The organism is Ramlibacter agri, from assembly GCF_012927085.1.
Taxonomy (GTDB): domain Bacteria; phylum Pseudomonadota; class Gammaproteobacteria; order Burkholderiales; family Burkholderiaceae_C; genus Ramlibacter; species Ramlibacter agri.
In genome coordinates, this window is the sequence record NZ_JABBFX010000003.1 from 378,173 (window position 1) to 398,068 (window position 19,896).

Genomic DNA, 19,896 nt, shown 5'->3' on the forward strand with positions numbered 1-19,896 from the left:
ATTCTGGGTGTGGTGGTTCGAACAGTGAACCAGGGTTTCGCCTATTGTTCCGAAGTCGCTTGAGTTGTTTTAATAGGCGAACCGAGACCTCATTCTACGAACCGCTCGCCTGCGATGACTCCCCCGTTTCCCCTCATCACGCTCACCGGCGGCCCGCGCGAACGCGGACTGCAGTACGGCCGCCAGGCCCGCGACCGCATTCACCGCAGCGTGAGCATCTATGGCGGCCAGATCCAGGGCATGGCCCTGGGCCGCTCGGACATCGAGCCCATCGTGCAGGCCTTCCTGCCGAAGATCGAGGCCTTCGACCCGGCCTACGTCGAGGAGATGCGCGGCATCGCCGAAGGCGCCGGGCTGGAGCTGAGCGACGTGGCGATGATCAACGCCCGCACCGAGATCCTGCGGCTGGCGCAGCGCGAGAGCGAGCTGAAGCGGCTGGACCAGCACCCGGACGGCTGCACCGGCGCCATCCTGCTGCCTTCGGTGACGGCTTCCGGCCGCCTGCTGCACGGGCAGAACTGGGACTGGCGCGCCGAATGCGCCGAATCCACCGTGGTGCTGAAGATCCGGCGCGAGGACGGCCCCGACATCCTCACCATGACCGAAGCGGGCGGGCTGGCGCGCTGCGGCCTCAATTCCGCCGGCATCGCCGTCACGGCCAACTACCTCAGTTGCGATCGCGACTACACGCAGGCGGGCGTGCCGCTGGCGCTGCTGCGCCGCAAGGTGCTGGAGACCGAGCACGTGGCGCTGGCCCTGCGCACCGTGTACGCCACGCCGAAGTCGGCATCGAACAACCTGATGGTGAGCCACGCCGGCGGCTTCGGCCTGGACATCGAATGCGCGCCGGACGAAAGCTTCCTGGTGCATCCCGTCAACGGCATGCTGGTGCACGCCAACCACTGGCAGAGCCCCGTGGCGCTGGGCAAGCTGCGCGACACCGGCATCGCGAACTCGCCGGATTCGCTCTATCGCGACGTCCGCGTGCGCCAGCTGCTGGAAGCCGACAGCGGCAAGCTGGGCCTGGACCACCTGCGCGCCGCCTTCTTCGACGACTTCGCCAAGCCCTGGTCGGTGTGCCGCCCGCCGCGCATGACGGTGGAAGGCAACATGAGCGCCTCCGTGGCCATGGTGCTGATGGACCCCGCCGCCGGCCGCATGGAAGTGGCGCCGCTGCCCGCGCTCAATCGCGAATTCACCACCTACAGCCTGGACCTGCAATGACGGTGACGCCCCCCGCTTCCGCCGATGCCACCGCCAAGGGCGCGGCGCTCTACGACTTCGAAGAGACCATCGTCTTCGCCCACGCCCGCGACCCGCGCTTCAGCTACTGCCTGTACGTGCCGCGCAGCCTGGGCCCCGCGACCGAGCTGGTGGTGATGGTGCACGGCACCGGCCGCGCCTTCATGAAGTACCGCGACCTGATGTCGCCCTTCGGCCGCTGGAACGACTGCATCATCCTGTGCCCGCTGTTCCCGGCCGGCGTGATGGGCGACGGCAACCGCGACGGCTTCAAGCACCTGCGCGAAGGCAACGTGCGCTACGACCAGCTGCTGCTGGACATGGTGGACGAAGTCGGCGCGAAGTACGGCCGGCGCTTCGAGCAGTTCGCGCTGGCCGGCTACTCCGGTGGCGGCCAGTACGTGAACCGCTTCGGCCTGCTGCACGCGCCGCGCCTGTGGGCGCTCACCATCGGCGCGCCCGGCTCCGTCACCTTGCTGGACGCCAGGCGCAACTGGTGGGTGGGCACGGCCGACGCGCAGGAGCGCTTCGGCATCGCGCCCGACCTGCAGGCCCTGCGCAAGCTGCCGGTGCAGCTGGTGGTGGGCGCCGCCGACACCGAGACCTGGGAGATCACCCACAAGGAAGGCGGCAAGCACTGGATGCCGGGCGCCAACGACGCCGGCCGCACCCGCGTGGAACGCGCGGGCACCCTGCAGCGCTCCTTGCAGGAAGCCGGGGTGAACGCCCGGCTGGACGTGCTGCCCAACATCCCGCATGACGGCGCCAAGTGCGTGCCCGCCATCGAGGACTTCCTCGCCGAACAACTGCGTGCGCGCCGTGCCGCCGCGCGTGCCTGAGACAAGGGACTCCATGAACTCCAGAACCGCACTCGTCCTCGCCGCCGCACTGGGCTTCGCCGCCGCGGCGCCCGCGCAGACCGTGAACGTGGCGCGCAACGCCGACATCCGCAGCCTGAACCCCGGCGTCAACCGCGACGACAACACCGACGCGGTCATGCTGCACATGGTGGAAGGCCTGGTCGCGATGCGCGAGAACGGCAGCGTCGGCCCGCTGCTGGCGGAGAACGTGGCGCTGGCCAAGGACGGCGTCACCTACACCTTCACGCTGCGCAAGGGCGTCAAGTTCCACAACGGCGCGCCGCTGACGGCGGCGGACGTCCTGTGGAGCTGGAACCGCTACATGGATCCGAAAACCGACTGGCGCTGCCTGTCGGAGTTCGACGGACGCAATGGCTTGAAGGTGGAGTCCGTGACGGCGCCCAACCCGCAGACCGTGGTGATGCGCATCAACAAGCCCAACGGCCTGTTCCTGGACACGCTCGCGCGCCCGGACTGCGCCGGGGCCGGCGTGATCCACAAGGACTCGCTCAACGCCGACGGCAGCTTCAAGGCGCCGGTCGGCACCGGTCCCTTCAAGCTGGATGAGTGGAAGCGCGGCGAGTACGTGAAGCTGTCGAAGTTCGCCGGCTACGTCTCGCCGGCCGGCAAGGACACCGACGGCTACACGGGCGCCAAGCGGCCGCTGGTGGACGCCGTCAAGTTCATGGTCATCCCCGACCCGGCCACCACCAAGGCGGCCATCGTCTCGGGCGCGATCGACACCGCGGAAATGCTGGACAGCGACCTGCTGGACCTGCAGAAGGCGCCCAACGTGGACGTGCAGACCACCACCAACGGCGTCAAGGAAGTGATCCTGTTCCAGACGCGCGACCCGGTCATGGGCAAGCAGAAGATCCGCGAAGCGATTTCGCACGCGCTGGACCTGCGCCAGCTGGTCCCGGCCGTGACCAGCGGCCTGGCAAAGCCCAACCCCTCCGTCATCCACACCGGTTCGCCCTTCTACGACGAGACGCAGAAGCAGGGCTACAGGTACGACCCCGCGCTGGCCCGCAAGCTGCTGCAGGAAGCCGGCTACAAGGGCGAGGTGATCAAGATGATCACGAACAAGCGGGCCGCGCGCCCCAGCTTCAACATCGCCCTGATCTCGCAGCAGATGATGCAGGCCGTCGGCCTCAACGTGGAGATCGAGGTGCTCGAGTGGGCGACCCAGCTCGATCGCTACAACAAGGGCAACTACCAGATGATGGCGTTCTCCTATTCGGCGCGGCTGGACCCGGCCCTGAGCTACGAGCAGTTCTCCGGCCCCAAGGACAAGCAGCCGCGCAAGGTGTGGGAGAACCCGCAGGCGCTGGCGCTGATCGAGAAGGCCAGCGCCAGCTCCGACGAGGCCGAGCGTCGCAGGATCTTCGACGAGCTGCACAAGAGCTTCCAGCAGGACATCCCCATGCTGATGCTGTTCAACGAAGTGCAGGTGAACGCCGTCTCCAGGCGGATGCAGGGCTTCCGGCCCTGGGTGGCAACCAAGCCGCGCCTGTGGGAGGTGAAGGTCACCCGCTGACCGGACGCTGCGCATGCTGAGTTTCATTGCCCGGCGCCTCGCGATGGCGGTGCCCACGCTGTTCATCGTGTCGGTGGCCGTGTTCGCGCTGGTGCGGCTGGTGCCGGGCGATCCGGCGTCGCTGATGCTCGGCGACCTCGCCACGCCAGCCGCGCTCGCCGACCTGCGGCACCGCCTGGGCCTGGACCAGAGCCTGCCGCAGCAGTACCTGACCTGGCTCGCCAACCTGCTGCATGGCGACCTCGGGCAGTCCATCACCTCGCAGCAGCCGGTGCTGCCGCTGGTGCTGGACCGCTTCGTGATCAGCGCGCGCATCGTGCTGGTCGCGGTGCTGCTGGCCGCTTTCGTTGCCGTGCCGGCCGGCATGGTGGCCGCATGGCGGCAGGACAGCGCGGTGGACCTGGCAGTTGTCGGCCTGTCCACGCTGCTGCTTTCGATCCCGACCTTCTGGCTCGGCCTGCTGGTGCTGCTGCTGTTCGGACTCAAGCTCGGTTGGCTGCCGGTGGTTGGCTATGTCGGCTTCGCGGAGGCCCCGGGCAAGGCCTTGCTGTACCTGCTGATGCCGGTCCTCACGCTGTTCCTGCACGAGATCGGCGTGGTGGTGCGCATGGCGCGCGCGAGCACGCTGGAAGTGCTGCGGCTGGACTACATCACCCACGCACGGGCCAAGGGCCTGAGCGAAGGCGAGGTGATGTGGCGCCATGCCTTCCACAACAGCTTCGGCCCGACCTGGACCCTGCTCGGCCTGGTGCTCGGCAACCTGCTGGGCGGCATCGCCGTGGTGGAGACCGTGTTCACCATCCCGGGCCTGGGCCGCTTGCTGGTGGATTCCATCTTCGGGCGCGACTACCCCGTCATCCAGGGCTGCCTGCTCCTCATCGCCTTCGTCTACGTGCTGGTGAACCTCGTCGTCGACCTTCTCTACCCGCTGTTCGATCCGCGGGTCACGGCCCAATGAAGCGCGTCGCTCCCAACGCGCTGTTCGGCGGCCTGATCATGGCCTTCGTGCTGGGCGGCGCCATGCTGGGCGCCGTCTGGACGCCTTACGATCCGATGGCGCTGGACTTCGCCGCGCGCTTCTCGGCGCCGAACGCGGCCCACTGGCTGGGCACCGACGAATTCGGCCGCGACGTCCTGAGCCGCATCATGAAGGGCGCTGCCAGCAGCGCCTCGATCAGCCTGTTCGCCGTTGTCAGCGCCGTGCTGGCGGGCACCGCGCTGGGCGTGCTCACCGGCTATGTGCGCGGAACCTTCGACCGCGTCGTCGGCGCGTTCACCGACGCGTTGCTGGCTTTCCCTGGCATCCTGCTGGCGCTGGGCCTGCTGTCCGTGTTCGGCGCCAACCGCTGGGGCATCATCGCCGCGCTGGCGATCGCATACACGCCGTCCGTGACGCGGGTCGTGCGCTCCGCCGTGCTGTCGCTGCGCGAGCGCGAGTTCGTCGATGCCTCGCGCGTGATGGGCAACTCCGAGACCTTCACCATGCTGCGGCACATCGTGCCCAATTGCACGGCGCCCATCACGGTGCTGGCAACCTCGATGTTCGGCTGGGCCCTGCTGTCGGAGAGCGCGCTGAGCTTCCTGGGCCTGGGCGTGCCGCCGCCGGCGCCCACCTGGGGCAACATGCTGGCCGCCAGCCGGCCGCATTTCGAACAGGCCGTGTGGCTGGGGATCTTCCCCGGCTTGTGCATCTCGCTCACCTTGCTGGGCATCAACCTGCTGGGCGACGCGCTGCGCGACCGCCTGGACCCGCGCATGCGAGGCGCCCGATGAATCCGCAAGCCCTGGTCCGCGTGGACGGCCTGTCGCTGGAAGTGGCCGCCAGCGGCAAGCGCGTGGTGGAGAGCGTGTCCTTCGAGGTGCAGCCCGGTGAACTGGTCGGCATCGTCGGCGAATCCGGCAGCGGCAAGACCATGGTGGCCCGCGCACTGATGCGGCTGGAGCCCGTGGCGATCCGCCGCGCTGGCGGCAGCATCGCTTTCGAGGGCCGCGACGTGCACGCGCTGTCGCCGAAGGAATTGCGGGCCGTGCGCGGCGGCCGCGTCGGCATGGTGTTCCAGGAGCCCATGACCTCGCTGAATCCGGCCATGCGGATCCGGGCGCAGCTGGAGGAAGGGCTGGTCAAGCATTGCCGCGTGGGCGCCGACGAGCGCCACCGGCTGATGACGGACATGCTGCGGCGCGTGGGCATCGGCGACGTGGAGCAAGCGCTGCGCGCCTATCCGCACGAGTTCTCGGGCGGCATGCGGCAGCGGATCATGCTGGCCTCGGTGATGCTGCTGAAGCCGGCGCTGCTGATCGCCGACGAACCCACCACCGCGCTCGACGCCGTGGTGCAGAAGGAAGTGGTGGAACTGATGGTGGGCCTGGCGCGCACCGAGCAGACCGCGGTGCTGATGATCAGCCACGACCTGTCGATGGTGGCGCGCTACACCGACCGCGTGATCGTCATGTCCCAGGGCGAGGTGGTGGAGCAGGGTCCGACCGCGCAGCTGATGGCCGCGCCGCAGCACCCTTACACCCGCAAGCTCCTGGATGCGATGCCGCGCCGGCTGGCGCCCAAGGTCATCGCTCCGGCGCCGCGTCCCCTCGTGGAGGTGAAGGGCCTGACGGTGGATTACGCCGCCAGGAGCGGCGCCTTTCGCAAGGGCGAGGCCAAGCGCGCGCTGCATGGGATCGACCTGGCCATCCAGCCGGGCGAGGTGCTGGCTGTCGTGGGTGGCAGCGGCTCGGGCAAGACCACTCTGGGTCGCGCCATCGCCGGCCTGTTGTCACCTTCCGGCGGCGGGATCCGGTTCGACGGCATGCCCGTGGGCGAGCGCGGGCAGCCGGCCTGGCGCGACTACCGGCTCAACTGCCAGATGGTGTTCCAGGATCCGTATTCCTCGCTGGACCCGCGCATGACCATCGCCGCGGCGATCGGCGAATCGCTGCGCCACCTCGCGCTGACGGCGGCCCGGCAAACCGCGCGCGTGGACGAAGCGCTGGAGGAAGTGGGCCTGGCGGCTTCGTATCGCGACCGCTATCCGCACGAGCTCTCGGGCGGCCAGCGGCAGCGAGTGGCCATCGCGCGGGCAGTGGCGCGGCGGCCGCGCTTCGTGATCGCCGACGAGCCCGTGTCCGCGCTGGACATGACGGTGCGCGCGCAGGTGCTGGACCTGTTCGCGGACCTGCAGGCGCGGCATGGCTTCGCCTGCATGTTCATCAGCCACGACCTGGCGGTGGTGGAGCAGGTAGCCGACCGCGTCGTCGTGATGGAGCAGGGCCGCATCGTGGAGCAGGGCAGCCGCGACGAGATCTTCGACAGCCCGCGCCACGACTACACCCGGACCCTGCTGTCGGCCATCCCCGCGCTGGAGCCCACCGGCTCCGGCGGGGTGAAGCTGCGCTGGCGCCTGGCCGGCGAATCAGCCGGCGTTCTGCAGCGACAGCCCGGCGTGCTCGCGCAGCAGGTGGAAGTGGATCTTGGGGAAACGCTCCTGGGCCAGCCGCACGTCGTACGGTGAGGTGCACAGGAAGGCCAGCGCGTTGGCCGCGTCCAGCGACAGCCGCTGCGGATAGGCGTCCGTGAACGCCTTGAGCTCGGCCGGCGTGTCCGCCGTGATCCAGCGCGCGCCGGTGTAAGGGCAGCCTTCCAGCCGCACGTCGCAGTCGTATTCGGTCTTCAGGCGGTGCTGGACCACTTCGAACTGCAGCTGGCCGACCGCGCCCAGCAGCATCGGGCCGCCGATCTCGGGGCGGAACACCTGGATCGCGCCTTCCTCGCCGAGCTGGGCCAGGCCCTGCTGCAGCTGCTTGGTGCGCAGCGGGTTCTTCAGCACCACGACCATGAACAGTTCGGGCGCGAAGAAGGGCAGGCCGGTGTACTGCAGGCTCACGCTGCCGTCGGTGATGGTGTCGCCCAGCTGCACGCCGCCGTGCGTGGTGAAGCCGATGATGTCGCCGGCGTAAGCCTCGTCCACCGCCTCGCGCCGCTGCGACATGAAGGTCACCACGGAGGTCGGCCGCAGTTCCTTGGCCGTGCGCTGCACCTTCAGCTTCATGCCGGGCGTGAACTTGCCCGAGGCCATGCGGACGAAGGCGATGCGGTCGCGGTGCGACGGGTCCATGTTGGCCTGCACCTTGAAGACGACGCCGGAGAAGGCTTCGTCGTCGGGCTCCACGATGCGCTCGACCGGCTGGCGGTTGACGACCGCGCTGCTCTTGCGCGCCTGCGGCGGCGGCGCCAGGTCGACCAGGGCGTCCAGCACTTCCATCACGCCGAAGTTGTTGACGGCGGAGCCGAAGAACACCGGCGTCTGCCTGGCGGCCAGGAAGTCCGCGTGGTTCCACTCGGGCGAGGCGCCGACGGCCAGTTCCATGCTCTCGGCGGCGGCGTCGTAGTCGAGGCCGAAGCGCTTCTGCAGTTCCGCGCCGTCGGCCAGCGGAATGGTGTCGAAGTCCTGCGGGCGGCGCTCGCTGCCGGACTCGAACACGGTCATGGCCTGCGAGCGCAGGTTCATGATGCCGCCGAAGCTCTTGCCCTTGCCCACGGGCCAGGTCATGGGCACGCAGGGCATGCCCAGCTCGCGCTCGACTTCGTCGAGGATATCCAGGGGCTCGCGCACCTCGCGGTCCATCTTGTTGACGAAGGTGATGATGGGCGTGTCGCGCTGGCGGCAGACCTCGATCAGGCGCTTGGTCTGCGCTTCCACGCCGTTGGCGGCGTCGATCACCATCAGCGCGGCGTCCACGGCCGTCAGCACGCGATAGGTGTCTTCGGAGAAGTCCTTGTGGCCCGGGGTGTCCAGCAGGTTGACCACGTGGTCGCGGTACAGCATCTGCATGACGGACGAGGCCACCGAGATGCCGCGCTGCTTCTCGATCTCCATCCAGTCGGAGGTGGCGTGGCGTGAAGCCTTGCGGCCCTTCACCGCGCCCGCGATCTGGATCGCGCCGGAGAACAGCAGCAGCTTTTCCGTCAACGTCGTCTTGCCGGCGTCGGGGTGGGAAATGATGGCGAAGGTACGGCGGCGCCGCACTTCGGCGGCAAAGGGCGAAGCGGACAAGGCGAGGGACTCCGGGGGAAGGCAAACGGCCGGGTTTGGGACCGGCCGTGTCTGAGGGCGTATTGTCCCATGCCGTCGCGATGCAGGTGGCGCGGCGGTGGAAAAGGACGGGATCGCGCTGGAGATTGGCGGTTTGCGCCTCGGCGGGAATGACGCATGATGCGCGGTCATGCCGACCGAACAACTCCAACGCTGCTCCTGGGCCAACGGCGACGACGCCCTGATGGCGAAGTACCACGACGAGGAATGGGGCGTCCCCCAGCGCGACCCGCGCATGCTGTGGGAGATGCTGATGCTGGAAGGCTTCCAGGCGGGGCTGTCCTGGCGGACCATCCTGCACAAGCGGGAAGCCTTCCGCAAAGGCTTCGCCGGCTTCGACCCGCGCAAGGTGGCCCGCTTCGGCGAGAAGCAGGTGGCGGCGCTGCTGGACAACCCCGGCATCGTCCGCTCGCGCGCCAAGATCGAGGCGACCATCGCCGGCGCCAAGATCTGGTGCGACATGCAGGACCGCGGCGAGGACTTCGCCGAGTTCTGCTGGTCCTTCACGGACGGCAAGGTGCTGCACGGCGACGGCCAGCACGTGCCGGCCAGCACGCCGCTGTCGACGGAGATCTCCCGCGAGCTGCGCCAGCGCGGCTTCAACTTCGTCGGGCCGGTGATCGTCTACGCGTGGATGCAGGCGGTGGGGATCGTGGAGGACCACGCGCACGGGTGCTTCAAGCGGAAGCCTTAGCCCCGAACACCTTCGCCAGCTCGAACGGCGTCGTCACTTCCAGCTGGTCGTAGCGGCACTCCTGCGGCGGCTTGTCGGGCCGCCAGCGCAGGAACACGGCGGCGTGGCGGAAGCGCTCGCCCTGCAGGTGGTCGTACTTGACCTCGCACACGCGCTCCGGCCGCAGCGGCTCCCAGCCCAGGTCCTTGCCGCCGCTCCAGCGGCTCTGTGCGCCGGGCATGCGCTGCGACTCGCCCGTCGCCGCCCCGGCCCAGTCGCGCCACGGATGCTGCTCCAGCGCGCCCTCGCGCAAGGGCTCCAGCTCCTGCAGCACCGACTTGCGCATCTCCATGGCAAAGGAGGACGTGACGCCCACGTGCTGCAGCACGCCGTCGTCGTCGTAGAGCCCCAGCAGCAGCGAGCCGATGGCGTCGTTGCTGTCCTTGTACCAGCGGAAGCCGGCCACCACGCAATCGGCGCTGCGCACGTGCTTGATCTTGAGCATGGCGCGCTTGCCGGGCTGGTAGGTGGCGTTCTCCAGCTTGGCCATCACGCCGTCCAGCCCCGCGCCTTCGAACTTCTGCAGCCACTCCTCGGCCTGCGCGCGGTCGCGCGTCACCGGCGTCAGATGCAGCGGCGGCCTGGCCTTGGCCAGCAGGCGCTCCAGCCGCGTGCGGCGCTCGGCTTGCGGCAGCTCCATCGTCGATCTGCCGCCGGCGGCCAGCAGGTCGAAGGCGACGAAGCTGGCCGGCGTCTCCTTGGCCAGCCGCGCGATGCGCGAGGGTGCGGGGTGGATGCGCTGCTGCAGCGCGTCGAAGTCCAGCCCGTGCGGCGTGGCCAGGACGATCTCGCCGTCGACCACGCAACCCTTGGGCAGGGCTTCGTGCAGCGCCTTCTCCAGCTCGGGGAAGTAGCGGTTCAGCGGCCGCAGGTCACGGCTTTGCAGGTAGGTCTGCTCGGCGCCGCGGAACACGAGCGCGCGGAAACCGTCCCACTTGGGCTCGAACAGGAAGCCGGGCGCCTCGGGCAGGGCCTCGGCGATCTTGGCCAGCATCGGTTCGATGGGCGGGGCGGGCGTGGCGGAAGGCATCCTGCTTTTTAGCTGCAAGAACGCGGGCCGTGGGGCCGCCGCGCCCCGCCGCGCAAAGAAATAACCTGCCGCGCCGCTGCGAAACGCTGTACTCCGTAAAATCAGGGTATTCCCTAGGTCTGCGGCGCACCCTGCCGTGTGTCCGGACGGCCGCGCGCCGCCCGGCGGGACGCCCGCCCACCCGGCGGACGCGCATGCGGAGCACACCTTCCGCGCATCTCTCCCGGCGCCCCGCCGGTCAGCCGTTCTCGTTCGATCGCAAGGAAGTCCCCCATGCAGGCCCTCGTCCGCCTGAGCAATTTCGTCGGCAAGACCTTTGCCTTCTGGGTGCTGCTGTTCGCAGCGCTCGCCTATTTCGCCCCCGGCCAGTTCAAGTTCCTGGCGGCCTTCATCGTCCCGCTGCTGGGCGTCATCATGTTCGGCATGGGCCTGACCCTGTCGAAGGAAGACTTCCGCGAAGTCTTCCGCCGCCCGTGGCACGTGTTCATCGCCTGCCTGGGCCACTTCGTCATCATGCCGGGCCTCGCCTGGCTGCTGTGCAAGCTGCTGCAACTGCCGCCGGAGATCGCCGTCGGCGTGATCCTGGTGGGTTGCTGCCCCAGCGGCACGGCTTCCAACGTCATGACCTTCCTGGCCAAGGGCGACGTGGCGCTGTCGGTCGCCGTGAGCGCCGTCACCACGCTGCTGGCGCCCCTGATCACGCCGGCGCTGATCTACCTGCTGGCCAGCCAGTGGCTGCACGTCGATGCCGCGGCCATGTTCTGGTCGATCGTGCAGGTGGTGATGCTGCCGATCGCGCTGGGCGTCATCGCGCAGTCGCTGCTGCGTGACAAGGTGAAGCTGGCCGTGGGCGTGCTGCCGCTCGTGTCGGTGGTCGCCATCGTGGCGATCGTGGCCGCGGTGGTGGCAGCCAGCCAGCAGAAGCTGGCCACCAGCGGCCTGCTGATCTTCGGCGTGGTGGTGCTGCACAACGGCCTGGGCCTGCTGCTCGGCTACCTGCTGGGCAAGTTGACGGGCATGCCGATGGCCAAGCGCAAGGCGCTGTCCATCGAAGTGGGCATGCAGAACTCCGGCCTCGGCGCCGCGCTCGCCGCCGCCCACTTCTCGCCGCTGGCCGCCGTGCCCAGCGCGATCTTCAGCGTGTGGCACAACATCTCGGGCGGGCTGGTGGCCACCTGGTACCAGCGCTTCGAGGACCAGCCCAAGGACGAAGCGCCGGCTGGCGCCGAGGCCGAGCCGGCGTGATTCCTCGATGGCCCGCCCGTGGCAAGGGCGGGCCATTCCGGTAGAATCCGCCCCCAACCGAGGAGCGTTGCAGCGTCCGCCATGGACGCGAGGCTCGGACATCCATGCAACGACGCTCACCCACGCTTCCGTGCGGTGAGAACCTCCGGAAGTGCGGGTCGACCCACCACCTTCTGGAGCCTTCCATGAACGCCGCACTCAAGCCTGCCGCCCCCGCCGACAGCGCCATCACCGACATTTCCCTGGCCGACTGGGGCCGCAAGGAAATCCGCATCGCCGAGACCGAGATGCCCGGCCTGATGGCGATCCGCGCCGAATACGCCAAGAGCCAGCCGCTGAAGGGCGCGCGCATCACCGGCTCGCTGCACATGACGATCCAGACCGCGGTGCTGATCGAGACGCTGCAAGCCCTGGGCGCCACCGTGCGCTGGGCCTCGTGCAACATCTTCTCCACGCAGGACCACGCCGCCGCCGCCATCGCCGCCGGCGGCACGCCGGTGTTCGCCGTCAAGGGCGAATCGCTGGAAGACTACTGGGACTACACCCACCGCATCTTCGACTTCGGCGCCAAGGGCAGCGCGGGCGAAGGCCCCAACATGATCCTGGACGACGGCGGCGATGCCACGCTGCTGATGCACCTGGGCCAGCGCGCCGAGAAGGACGCCTCCCTGGTCGCCGGCAACGGCGGCAGCGAGGAAGAGCGCATCCTGTTCGCCTCCATCCGCAAGAAGCTGGCCGAGGATTCGACCTGGTATTCGCGCAAGGCCAGGGAAATCATCGGCGTCACCGAAGAGACCACCACCGGCGTGCACCGCCTGGTCGAGATGTCCAACAAGGGCACGCTGCTGTTCCGCGCGATCAACGTCAACGACTCCGTCACCAAGAGCAAGTTCGACAACCTGTACGGCTGCCGCGAGTCGCTGGTGGACGGCATCAAGCGCGCCACCGACGTCATGATCGCCGGCAAGGTCGCCGTGGTTGCCGGTTACGGCGACGTGGGCAAGGGTTCGGCCCAGGCCTTGCGCGCGCTGTCGGCGCAGGTCTGGGTCACCGAGATCGACCCCATCAACGCCCTGCAGGCCGCGATGGAAGGCTACCGCGTCGTCACGATGGACTACGCCGCCGACAAGGCCGACATCTTCGTCACGACCACCGGCAACAAGGACGTGATCACCTACAAGCACATGGCCGCGATGAAGGATCAGTCCATCGTCTGCAACATCGGCCACTTCGACAATGAGATCGACGTCGCGTCGCTCGAGAAGCAGTGCAAGTGGGAAGAGATCAAGCCGCAGGTCGACCACGTGATCTTCGCGGACGGCAAGCGCATCATCCTGCTGGCCAAGGGCCGCCTGGTGAACCTGGGCTGCGGCACCGGCCACCCCAGCTACGTGATGTCGTCCTCGTTCGCCAACCAGACCATCGCGCAGATCGAGCTGTTCACCAAGCCCGACGCCTACCAGGCCGGCAAGGTCTACGTGCTGCCGAAGCACCTGGACGAGAAGGTCGCGCGCCTGCAGCTGTCGAAGCTGGGCGCGCAGCTGACCGTGCTGACCGATGCCCAGGCCGCGTACATCGGCGTGGACAAGAACGGTCCGTACAAGCCCGATACGTACCGCTACTAAGCGGTAGGCACATGCGTGCCGACCAGCTTCTCGTCGAACGCGGCCTGGCCGCTTCGCGCTCGCAGGCGCAGCGGCTGATCGCCGCTGGCGTCCAGTGGTTCGATGGCGCCAACTGGAAGGCCGTCGCCAAGAACGGCGACGAGATTCCGGACCGGGCGCAGTTGCAGCTGCTGGATGCCGCGGAGTCGCGCTACGTCTCGCGCGGTGGCCTCAAGCTGGAAGGCGCCTTGCGCGCCGCCAAGCTCGATGCCAGCGGCTGGACCTGCCTCGATGTCGGCCAGTCCACCGGCGGCTTCACCGATTGCCTGCTGCAGCAAGGTGCTGCGCGGGTGGTCGGCGTCGACGTCGGGCACGGGCAGTTGAACGACAAGCTGCGCCAGGATCCGCGGGTCGTGGCCCACGAAAAGCTCAATGCGCGCGAGTTGCGGGCGGAGCAGGTGGGCAGCGGCTTCGACCTGGTGACCGGCGACCTGTCGTTCATCTCGCTGACGCTGGTGCTGCCGGCCCTGGTGCCGCTGTTGAAGGCCGGCGGCCAGCTGCTGATGCTGGTGAAGCCGCAGTTCGAACTGCAGCCGGGCGACATCGGCAAGGGCGGCATCGTGCGCGACTCCGCGCTCTACGCGCAGGTCGAACGCAAGCTGCGCGATGCCTGCCTGCCGCTGGGCCTCGCAGTGATCGGCTGGTATGACAGCCCCATCGCGGGTGGCGACGGCAACCGCGAGTTCTTTTTGCATGCAACGAGGAGCGACTGATGCTTCCCCTCAGCCTCGAATTCTTCCCGCCCAAGACGGCGGAAGGCAGCGACAAGCTGCGCGCCGCGCGCAAGCAGCTGTACGCGCTGAAGCCCGACTTCTGCTCGGTCACCTACGGCGCCGGCGGTTCCACCCAGGCCGGCACGTTCACCGCGGTCACCGAGATCCTGGCCGAAGGCGTGGACGCGGCCAGCCATTTCTCCTGCGTAGGCGCCACGCGCGCCAAGGTGCGTGACCAGCTCGAAGTGCTGCGCTCCATGGGCGTCAAGCGCCTGGTGGCGCTGCGCGGCGACCTGCCCAGCGGCTACGGCATCGGCGGCGAGTTCCTGTACGCCAGCGAGCTGGTGGAGTTCATCCGCGCCGAGACCGGCGATGCCTTCCGCATCGAGGTGGCCTGCTACCCGGAGATCCACCCGCAGGCGAAGTCGCCGGACGCCGACATGAAGGCCTTCGTCACCAAGGTGAAGGCCGGCGCCGATTCGGCGATCACGCAGTACTTCTACAGCGCCGATGCCTACTTCCGCTTCGTCGACGAAGCGCGCAAGCTGGGCGTGGCCGTGCCCATCGTGCCGGGCATCATGCCCATCACCAACTCCAGCCAGCTGCTGCGCTTCTCGGACGCCTGCGGCGCCGAGGTGCCGCGCTGGATCCGCCTGCGGCTGCAAAGCTTCGGCGACGACGTGAAGGCTATCCGCGCTTTCGGCCTCGACGTGGTGGCGGCGCTGTGCGAGCAGCTGCAGCGCGGTGGCGCGCCCGGCTTGCACTTCTACACGATGAACCAGGCGGGGCCGACGCTGGCCTTGTGCGAGCGGCTCGCGTAAGGAGCCGGGCTTCGCACGGCGCGCCAGCGGCGCGGCACGCGAGCCTGACGCCTGCTTGACGAACGCCCGCCTGCCGGCATGCAGGCATCGGGCGACGGGCATCCATCTTGCTGAGCAGTACGGCCGCCGCGCGCCGCGGCGGCCGCATCTGCAAGCAATCGATCTGGAGTCCACAACATGAAGAAACTTCGTCTGGCCGCATGCCTTGCGGCCTTTGCCGCGCTCGCCTCGGGCGCACAGGCCCAAAGCTCGGTCACCTTGACGGGCACCGTCGACGTCTTCGCCGGCAGCCTCGAAAACCCCGGCGACGGCGGCCACCGCACCGTGGTGAACAGCGGCGGCATGACCACCTCGTGGTTCGGCTTCAAGGGCACCGAGGACCTCGGTGGCGGCCTCAAGGCCAACTTCGCGCTGACGTCCTTCTTCCAGGCCGACAGCGGCAACCCGGGCCGCTTCAGCGGCGACCCCTTCTTCTCGCGCGACGCCAACGTCTCGCTCGCCAGCGACAGCTGGGGCTCGCTGACCTTGGGCCGCGCGCTGGCACCGAACTTCCTGCCCACGGTGATCTTCAATCCCTTCGGCGATTCCTTCACCTTCTCGCCGCTGGTCCTGCACAACAACATCAGCCTGTTCAACGCCACCGGCTGGACGGCGACCACGCCCTCGGACACGGGCTGGTCCAACGAGATCCTGTACACGACGCCTAGCTTCGGCGGGCTCACCGGCAACCTGCACTACCAGCTGGGCGAGCAGGCCAACGCCGCCGGCATCCACAACCTCGGCGCCAACCTGCTGTACTTCCACGGCAACTTCGCGGCCACCGCTTTCATCGAGCGCGACCAGGTCAGCAACCCGTCGCCGGCGCCGTTTGCCACGGGCGACCGCAAGACCGACTGGATGGGAGCCGCCTCTTACGACTTCAGCGTGGTGAAGGTCTGCGGCAGCTACGGCCGCGCCTGGTCGGACACGCTGGCACCGGCGTGGAAGACCTGGTCGGCGGGAGCCTCGGCGCCGATCGGCGCGGGCCGGCTGCTGGCCGCGTACGCGCACACGGAAGTGAACACCGGCGCCGAGCGCAAGACCTTCTCGCTGGGCTACGACTACTTCCTGTCCAAGAGCACCGACCTGTACCTCGTGGGCATGCGCGACGACGTCAGCGGCTTCGGCAGCGGCGACAGCTTCGGCGCCGGCATCCGCAAGCGCTTCTGAGGGTGGGAGAGCTGGGGCGCGCGTTCGCGCAACCCAGCCTCCAAAGGCAATCAGCCGCCCGATTCGACGACGTGACCCTGCCCGCGGCCGCGTCCGAGCACTTCCACCAGCTGCGGCAGCAGCTCCTGCAGCTGCGCCTTCAGCGTGTGCGGCGGGTTGACCAGGAACACGCCGCTGGCGGTGAGGCCGGGGCGTTGCACCTTCTCGCCGGGCGTGTGGGTGGGTGCGCGTTCGGGATCCTGGCCGATGTTCAGGGTGGCGTGCAGCCAGGGCTTGCCGGCCTGGGTGGCCAGCGTCTTCAGGCGCCGCGGCAGTTCGTGGGCCTCGGGCCGCGGGATCACCGGGTACCAGATCATGTAGGTCCCGGTGGCGAACTTCTTCAGCGACTCCTGCAGGCAGGCGGTGACCCGCCCGTAGTCGTTCTTGATCTCGTAGCTCGGGTCGATCAGCACCAGCCCGCGGCGCGAAGGCGGCGGCAGCAGCGCGCGCAGGCCTTCGAAGCCGTCCTCGCGGCGCAGGCCGACCTGGCGCTTGTCTTCGAGCTGGTCGATGTGGGTGGCCAGCGCCTTGCTGTCGGTCGGGTGCAGTTCGAACACCCAGAGCCTGTCGCGCGGCTCCTGCCGCAGCACGGATTCGGTGACGAAGGGCGAGCCGGGGTAGATCTTCGTCTTGCCCTTGGGGTTGAAGCTGGCGACCACCTCCAGGTAATCGGCCAGCAGCGGCGGCGGTTCGGCCGCCAGCGGGCTCGCCAGCAGCTTCAGGATGCCGTCCTGGGCCTCGCCGGAGGTGCCGGCAAAATCGCTGTCCAGGCGGTACAGGCCGGCACCCGCGTGGGTGTCGACCACCGTGATGGCGGTGGGTTTGGAGGTGAGGTGCCGCAGGACGGCGATCAGCACCAGGTGCTTGAGGACGTCGGCGTGGTTGCCGGCATGAAAGCCGTGGCGGTAGCTGAACATAAGGGGCTCGGAGTTTAGCCTGTATAATGCCCGGTTCGCAGCGCTTCCAGGATCCCGCGGCGAACATCACAGGAACGGCACTCCACCGGAGCTCCGTGCCTGTAAACAGCCTCCTAAGAGGTCCCCGCAAGAGGGACACCGACCGAGGAAAAGGATCCGTTCGGGTGAACCCTCACGGGGGATCCACCCCAAACCTTACTCGAGAGTCTTTATGACCACCACTGTCAGCGCCAAGCCCGCTGACGTGAAGCACGAGTGGTTTGTGATTGACGCCACCGACAAGGTGCTCGGCCGGGTAGCCAGCGAAGCTGCCCTCCGACTGCGCGGCAAGCACAAGGCCATTTATACGCCTCACGTCGATACCGGCGACTTCATCGTCGTCATCAACGCCTCCAAGCTCCGTGTGACCGGCGCCAAGGAGACGGACAAGGTCTACTACCGCCACACCGGCTATCCGGGCGGCATCCGCCAGCAGACCTTCAAGGAAATGCAGGCCAAGCACCCCGGCCGCGCCCTGGAAAAGGCCGTCAAGGGCATGCTGCCCAAGGGTCCCCTGGGCTACGCCATGATCAAGAAGCTGAAGGTCTACGGCGGCGCTGAGCACCCGCACACCGCGCAGCAACCGAAGCCCCTGGAGATCTGAGCATGATCGGTGAATGGAACAACGGCACCGGCCGCCGCAAGAGCAGCGTGGCCCGTGTTTTCCTGAAGAAGGGCTCCGGCAAGATCACGGTCAACGGCAAGGACATCACTGAGTTCTTCGGCCGCCAGACCTCGATCATGATCGCCAAGCAGCCGCTGGTGCTGACCAACAATGTCGAAGCCTTCGACATCCAGGTCAACGTCCACGGTGGCGGTGAATCCGGCCAGGCCGGCGCCGTGCGCCACGGCATCACCCGTGCCCTGATCGACTACGACGCGACGCTCAAGCCCCAGCTGTCCGCTGCCGGCTTCGTGACCCGCGATGCTCGTGAAGTCGAACGCAAGAAGGTCGGCCTGCACTCCGCTCGCCGCCGCAAGCAGTTCAGCAAGCGTTAATTCGCCTGCCCTGCACGAAGAAAGCCCGGCCCCGCCGGGCTTTTTTCTTTGCACGAGGCTTGCGACTACGCGTCCAGGCGTCTCATCCGACACAAAGCACCACAAGTTAAGACTTGCTGGCCTCATGCGCTTTGGGCAGCATCCTCATCCATGCGTTTCAAGCTCCTCAGGCGAAGGCTGACGATCAGCGCGCCCCGAATGAAGGTGCGCAGCGCCATGCCCTGGCCCCTGAAGTGGGCCGCCGCGGCGATGGTGCTCGGCTTCTGCGGCGCCATCGCGCTCTGGACTTTCGAACTGGGCAAGAGCCTGGCCGGCGTGGACACCGGCGACCGCGAAGAACTCGCGCAACTGCGCGATGAGGTCAGCCACCTGCGGTCCGAGCGCGACCGCATCCAGTCCCTCCTCAACACCTCCGGCAGCGCCATGGTGGTGGAGCGCAGTGCCCAGCAGGGCCTGGCGACCCAGATCCGCGCCCTGGAGACCGAAAACCGCTCGTTGCGCGAGAACCTCGGCTTCTACGAGAAGCTGATGCCCGCCAGCGGGGAATCCGTCGCGATCCGCGGCCTGCAGGCCGAGGTGCTGGCCGGCACCCAGCTCAAGTGGCAGGTGCTGGTGATCCAGCCGGTCAAGAATGCCCCCGAATTCCAGGGCAAGCTGGAGCTCAACGTCTCGGGCACGCTCGATGGCAAGCCCTGGATGATGCCGCTGCCCGGCGGCCCCCAGGCGTTGCAATTCCGCCAGTTCCGCCGGCTCGAAGGCATGGTCGACCTGCCGCCGGACGTGGTCGTGAAGAATGTTTCGGCCCGGGTGGTCGAAGGCACCGTGAGCCGCGCGGTGCAGAATGTGTCCCTGTAACCAGTCGTTGTCGTTGAGGAGAAAAGCCATGTTCGGGAAGAAATCCCAGCCGCCCATCAAGAGCCTGATTGCGCAAGGCACGCGCATCGAGGGCAACATGAAATTCAACGAAGGCCTGCGCGTCGATGGCGAGGTCTATGGCGACATCCTCGCCACGTCGGAGGAGAACGGCAGCCTGCTCGTGATCTCCGAAGCCGCCGTCGTGCAGGGCGCCATCCAGGCCGACCACGTGATCATCAACGGCACCGTGCGCGGCCCCGTGATGGCGCGCGAGCTGCTGGAGCTGCAGCCCAAGGCCCGCATCGAGGGCGACATCTCCTACGTGGCCCTTGAGATGCACCAGGGTGCCACCATTTCGGGTCAGTTGAAGCCCCTGGCCGGCGGCGCCGAGGGCGAGGAAAAGCCCTTACTGAAGCTGGCAGCAAAAAGCGCCTGAAGCGGCGCTGCTTGCCGGGGTGTCGTACCATAGTGCCATAGCCGTCCCTCCAGGAAAAACACATGAGCGCAGTTGCCGAAAACGTCTCCACCGAAATGCCTCAACCGCTGCTGTTCACCGACAGCGCCGCGGCCAAGGTGGCTGAACTGATCGCCGAGGAAGGCAACCCCGACCTCAAGCTGCGCGTGTTCGTGCAGGGCGGCGGCTGCTCCGGCTTCCAGTACGGCTTCACGTTCGACGAGATCCAGAACGATGACGACACCGTGATGCAGAAGAACGGTGTTTCGCTGCTGATCGACGCGATGAGCTTCCAGTACCTGGTGGGCGCCGAGATCGACTACAAGGAAGACCTGCAGGGCGCGCAGTTCGTGATCAAGAATCCGAATGCGACGACGACCTGCGGTTGTGGGTCGAGCTTCACGGTCTGATGGATCGTGCGGTGCGCAGCGGAGCTGCGGCACCCTACG

The 19,896-nt window shown here is 68.0% G+C and carries 20 protein-coding genes and 1 riboswitch; of the genes, 17 read left to right on the plus strand and 3 right to left on the minus strand.

The genetic code is table 11. The features are described 5' to 3' along the window. The first annotated feature begins 114 nt into the window (after nt 1-114). Genes HHL11_RS26425 through HHL11_RS26450 form a run of 6 tightly spaced genes read left to right on the plus strand, consistent with a single transcriptional unit; the run spans nt 115 to nt 7,148 of the window. Entirely contained in the window at nt 115-1,224 is a 1,110-nt protein-coding gene (locus tag HHL11_RS26425) for a C45 family autoproteolytic acyltransferase/hydrolase (protein ID WP_169421599.1), read from the plus strand. Beyond that, nucleotides 1,221-2,081, plus strand: coding sequence for an alpha/beta hydrolase (locus HHL11_RS26430; protein ID WP_169421600.1), 861 nt, complete (start codon nt 1,221-1,223; stop codon nt 2,079-2,081). Before HHL11_RS26425 ends, HHL11_RS26430 begins: the two co-directional genes overlap by 4 nt. A 13-nt stretch (nt 2,082-2,094) precedes the next feature. Beyond that, nucleotides 2,095-3,642: an ABC transporter substrate-binding protein gene (locus HHL11_RS26435; RefSeq protein WP_169421601.1), complete on the plus strand. Its 1,548-nt coding sequence runs from the start codon at nt 2,095-2,097 to the stop codon at nt 3,640-3,642. A 13-nt stretch (nt 3,643-3,655) separates the two neighbouring features. Further along, a complete protein-coding gene (locus HHL11_RS26440) occupies nt 3,656-4,600 on the plus strand; it encodes an ABC transporter permease (RefSeq protein WP_169421602.1) in 945 nt (314 codons plus the stop codon). Then, nucleotides 4,597-5,415 carry an ABC transporter permease gene (locus tag HHL11_RS26445; RefSeq protein ID WP_169421603.1) on the plus strand — a complete coding sequence of 273 codons (819 nt, stop codon included), beginning with the start codon at nt 4,597-4,599 and terminating at the stop codon, nt 5,413-5,415. The genes HHL11_RS26440 and HHL11_RS26445 overlap by 4 nt, the downstream gene beginning before the upstream one ends. Beyond that, on the plus strand, nt 5,412-7,148 hold the full coding sequence (locus tag HHL11_RS26450; RefSeq protein WP_169421604.1) for a dipeptide ABC transporter ATP-binding protein: 1,737 nt from the start codon (nt 5,412-5,414) through the stop codon (nt 7,146-7,148). The genes HHL11_RS26445 and HHL11_RS26450 overlap by 4 nt, the downstream gene beginning before the upstream one ends. Here HHL11_RS26450 and HHL11_RS26455 read toward each other — a convergent pair. Then, nucleotides 7,050-8,690 (minus strand): peptide chain release factor 3, encoded by a 1,641-nt coding sequence (locus HHL11_RS26455; RefSeq protein WP_169421605.1) that lies wholly within the window; start codon nt 8,688-8,690, stop codon nt 7,050-7,052. The genes HHL11_RS26450 and HHL11_RS26455 overlap by 99 nt on opposite strands. Before the next feature lie 169 nt (nt 8,691-8,859). Between HHL11_RS26455 and HHL11_RS26460 the strand changes: the two genes are divergently transcribed. Further along, nucleotides 8,860-9,423, plus strand: coding sequence for a DNA-3-methyladenine glycosylase I (locus HHL11_RS26460; RefSeq protein WP_169421606.1), 564 nt, complete (start codon nt 8,860-8,862; stop codon nt 9,421-9,423). Here HHL11_RS26460 and HHL11_RS26465 read toward each other — a convergent pair. Further along, complete coding sequence (locus HHL11_RS26465) at nt 9,407-10,492, minus strand: ATP-dependent DNA ligase (protein WP_169421607.1); 1,086 nt, start codon at nt 10,490-10,492, stop codon at nt 9,407-9,409. The genes HHL11_RS26460 and HHL11_RS26465 overlap by 17 nt on opposite strands. 273 nt (nt 10,493-10,765) lie before the next feature. On the opposite strand from HHL11_RS26465, the gene HHL11_RS26470 reads away from it, so the two are divergent. From HHL11_RS26470 to HHL11_RS26490, 5 genes are all read left to right on the plus strand, one after another. Beyond that, on the plus strand, nt 10,766-11,737 hold the full coding sequence (locus HHL11_RS26470) for a bile acid:sodium symporter family protein (RefSeq protein ID WP_169421608.1): 972 nt from the start codon (nt 10,766-10,768) through the stop codon (nt 11,735-11,737). 53 nt (nt 11,738-11,790) lie between these two features. Beyond that, a riboswitch (S-adenosyl-L-homocysteine riboswitch) is annotated at nt 11,791-11,862 on the plus strand. Between the two features lie 60 nt (nt 11,863-11,922). Then, on the plus strand, nt 11,923-13,362 hold the full coding sequence (gene ahcY, locus HHL11_RS26475; RefSeq protein WP_169421609.1) for an adenosylhomocysteinase: 1,440 nt from the start codon (nt 11,923-11,925) through the stop codon (nt 13,360-13,362). A gap of 11 nt (nt 13,363-13,373) precedes the next feature. After that, entirely contained in the window at nt 13,374-14,114 is a 741-nt protein-coding gene (locus HHL11_RS26480) for a TlyA family RNA methyltransferase (protein ID WP_169421610.1), read from the plus strand. Next, complete coding sequence (gene metF / locus HHL11_RS26485; protein WP_169422291.1) at nt 14,111-14,935, plus strand: methylenetetrahydrofolate reductase [NAD(P)H]; 825 nt, start codon at nt 14,111-14,113, stop codon at nt 14,933-14,935. The genes HHL11_RS26480 and metF overlap by 4 nt, the downstream gene beginning before the upstream one ends. A gap of 177 nt (nt 14,936-15,112) precedes the next feature. Continuing rightward, nucleotides 15,113-16,144: a porin gene (locus HHL11_RS26490; RefSeq protein ID WP_169421611.1), complete on the plus strand. Its 1,032-nt coding sequence runs from the start codon at nt 15,113-15,115 to the stop codon at nt 16,142-16,144. Nucleotides 16,145-16,194: 50 nt separating this feature from the next. On the opposite strand, the gene HHL11_RS26495 is transcribed toward HHL11_RS26490, so the two are convergent. After that, nucleotides 16,195-17,100 carry a 23S rRNA (adenine(2030)-N(6))-methyltransferase RlmJ gene (locus tag HHL11_RS26495; RefSeq protein ID WP_169421612.1) on the minus strand — a complete coding sequence of 302 codons (906 nt, stop codon included), beginning with the start codon at nt 17,098-17,100 and terminating at the stop codon, nt 16,195-16,197. 211 nt (nt 17,101-17,311) lie between these two features. Between HHL11_RS26495 and rplM the strand changes: the two genes are divergently transcribed. The 5 genes from rplM to erpA all read left to right on the plus strand — a co-directional run bounded on the left by rplM (nt 17,312) and on the right by erpA (nt 19,857). After that, entirely contained in the window at nt 17,312-17,743 is a 432-nt protein-coding gene (rplM, locus tag HHL11_RS26500; protein WP_169421613.1) for a 50S ribosomal protein L13, read from the plus strand. Between the two features lie 2 nt (nt 17,744-17,745). After that, nucleotides 17,746-18,138, plus strand: a complete 393-nt coding sequence (rpsI, locus tag HHL11_RS26505) for a 30S ribosomal protein S9 (protein WP_169421614.1) — start codon at nt 17,746-17,748, stop codon at nt 18,136-18,138. Between the two features lie 150 nt (nt 18,139-18,288). Continuing rightward, nucleotides 18,289-18,993: a DUF6776 family protein gene (locus HHL11_RS26510; protein ID WP_169421615.1), complete on the plus strand. Its 705-nt coding sequence runs from the start codon at nt 18,289-18,291 to the stop codon at nt 18,991-18,993. A 28-nt stretch (nt 18,994-19,021) separates the two neighbouring features. Further along, complete coding sequence (locus HHL11_RS26515; RefSeq protein ID WP_169421616.1) at nt 19,022-19,429, plus strand: bactofilin family protein; 408 nt, start codon at nt 19,022-19,024, stop codon at nt 19,427-19,429. Nucleotides 19,430-19,491: 62 nt separating this feature from the next. After that, entirely contained in the window at nt 19,492-19,857 is a 366-nt protein-coding gene (gene erpA / locus HHL11_RS26520) for an iron-sulfur cluster insertion protein ErpA (protein ID WP_169421617.1), read from the plus strand. Nucleotides 19,858-19,896 lie beyond the last annotated feature (39 nt).

What these genes read in the sequence shown, in the direction of transcription:
- HHL11_RS26425 (WP_169421599.1), top strand. Translation starts at nt 115, where the DNA reads ATGACTCCCCCGTTTCCCCTCATCACGCTCACCGGCGGCCCGCGCGAA.
- HHL11_RS26430 (WP_169421600.1), top strand. Translation starts at nt 1,221, where the DNA reads ATGACGGTGACGCCCCCCGCTTCCGCCGATGCCACCGCCAAGGGCGCG.
- HHL11_RS26435 (WP_169421601.1), top strand. Translation starts at nt 2,095, where the DNA reads ATGAACTCCAGAACCGCACTCGTCCTCGCCGCCGCACTGGGCTTCGCC.
- HHL11_RS26440 (WP_169421602.1), top strand. Translation starts at nt 3,656, where the DNA reads ATGCTGAGTTTCATTGCCCGGCGCCTCGCGATGGCGGTGCCCACGCTG.
- HHL11_RS26445 (WP_169421603.1), top strand. Translation starts at nt 4,597, where the DNA reads ATGAAGCGCGTCGCTCCCAACGCGCTGTTCGGCGGCCTGATCATGGCC.
- HHL11_RS26450 (WP_169421604.1), top strand. Translation starts at nt 5,412, where the DNA reads ATGAATCCGCAAGCCCTGGTCCGCGTGGACGGCCTGTCGCTGGAAGTG.
- HHL11_RS26460 (WP_169421606.1), top strand. Translation starts at nt 8,860, where the DNA reads ATGCCGACCGAACAACTCCAACGCTGCTCCTGGGCCAACGGCGACGAC.
- HHL11_RS26465 (WP_169421607.1), bottom strand. Translation starts at nt 10,492, where the DNA reads ATGCCTTCCGCCACGCCCGCCCCGCCCATCGAACCGATGCTGGCCAAG.
- HHL11_RS26470 (WP_169421608.1), top strand. Translation starts at nt 10,766, where the DNA reads ATGCAGGCCCTCGTCCGCCTGAGCAATTTCGTCGGCAAGACCTTTGCC.
- ahcY (WP_169421609.1), top strand. Translation starts at nt 11,923, where the DNA reads ATGAACGCCGCACTCAAGCCTGCCGCCCCCGCCGACAGCGCCATCACC.
- HHL11_RS26480 (WP_169421610.1), top strand. Translation starts at nt 13,374, where the DNA reads ATGCGTGCCGACCAGCTTCTCGTCGAACGCGGCCTGGCCGCTTCGCGC.
- HHL11_RS26490 (WP_169421611.1), top strand. Translation starts at nt 15,113, where the DNA reads ATGAAGAAACTTCGTCTGGCCGCATGCCTTGCGGCCTTTGCCGCGCTC.
- HHL11_RS26495 (WP_169421612.1), bottom strand. Translation starts at nt 17,100, where the DNA reads ATGTTCAGCTACCGCCACGGCTTTCATGCCGGCAACCACGCCGACGTC.
- rplM (WP_169421613.1), top strand. Translation starts at nt 17,312, where the DNA reads ATGACCACCACTGTCAGCGCCAAGCCCGCTGACGTGAAGCACGAGTGG.
- rpsI (WP_169421614.1), top strand. Translation starts at nt 17,746, where the DNA reads ATGATCGGTGAATGGAACAACGGCACCGGCCGCCGCAAGAGCAGCGTG.
- HHL11_RS26510 (WP_169421615.1), top strand. Translation starts at nt 18,289, where the DNA reads ATGCGTTTCAAGCTCCTCAGGCGAAGGCTGACGATCAGCGCGCCCCGA.
- HHL11_RS26515 (WP_169421616.1), top strand. Translation starts at nt 19,022, where the DNA reads ATGTTCGGGAAGAAATCCCAGCCGCCCATCAAGAGCCTGATTGCGCAA.
- erpA (WP_169421617.1), top strand. Translation starts at nt 19,492, where the DNA reads ATGAGCGCAGTTGCCGAAAACGTCTCCACCGAAATGCCTCAACCGCTG.